Annotated in this window: 1 protein-coding gene and 1 pseudogene; both read left to right on the top strand. The window is 41.7% G+C overall.

Annotated elements, in window-relative coordinates; all coding sequences use genetic code 11:
* Nucleotides 1-307 (top strand): annotated as a pseudogene (locus J7R05_RS07275) (hypothetical protein); the annotation flags it as partial.
* A 4-nt stretch (nt 308-311) separates the two neighbouring features.
* Nucleotides 312-779, top strand: coding sequence for a crossover junction endodeoxyribonuclease RuvC (locus J7R05_RS07270; protein WP_208541768.1), 468 nt, complete (start codon nt 312-314; stop codon nt 777-779).
* Nucleotides 780-945 lie beyond the last annotated feature (166 nt).

Raw genomic sequence — 945 nt, 5'->3', positions numbered from 1 at the left:
AGTAATTGGTGGCGATGCACGTGTTTACGGTGATGCTCAGGTTTACGGCAGTTCATATGTTAACGGTAATGCTCGAATTTATGGCCGTGCATGTATTTATTTTGGTGCACATGTTCACGGCAATGCAAAAGTTTCTGGTAATGCACGCGTTTACGGCGGAACAGAAATTTCCGGTGATGCAGAAGTTGCTGGCAATGTTCATATTTACGGCGTTCAAAAGATCTGTTCGGGTAAGCATTTTGTCGATGACGCAGAGGTTGATGTGAGTGCTTCCACTCAACGTGATGCCCAACAGATAAGACAGTAATGTCATGAGCTTTCATTCACAAACCATTCTTTGTCTTGATCTAGGTACGAAAACAGGTTGGGCAATTTCTTCTGAAGACGGCACGATAGCCAGTGGAACAGTAAATTTTTCTACACGTCGATTTGAAGGCGGTGGGATGAGGTATTTAAGATTCAAGCAGTGGCTTACAGAAACCAAAGCGATACTAGAGCATATTGACGCAGTGTATTTTGAAGAAGTGCGCTGTCACATTGGTACAGATGCTGCTCATGTTTATGGGGGCTTGTTAGCAATCTTAACCTCTTGGTGTGAACACCATCAGACTCCTTATCAAGGTATCCCCATTGCTACGATTAAGAAAGCAATGACAGGCAGAGGTAATGCCCCAAAAACAGAAATGATTAAGGCTGTGCGTGCAAAAGGACATGAGCCTGAAGATGATAATGAAGCAGATGCTTTGGCAATTTTATATTTAATAAGAGAGGGAAAATAGTGATGGCAACGAAATCACCCTGGGTAAAATTTTATCCTAGTCAATTTTTAATTGAGCTTATGCTTTTGAAGCCAAAAGAAACAGCTGTTTATACAACACTGGTCTTGCTCATGCTTCATGAGCGCGCACCTATTTTTAATGATGCTTCTCATTTATCAAGTTTGTG

Origin of the sequence: Bartonella capreoli (assembly GCF_902813205.1) — a bacterium.
Classification (GTDB): Bacteria; Pseudomonadota; Alphaproteobacteria; order Rhizobiales; family Rhizobiaceae; genus Bartonella; species Bartonella schoenbuchensis.
The sequence above is the reverse complement of the archived record's forward strand: the minus strand, read 5'-3'. Positions and strand labels throughout refer to the sequence as shown.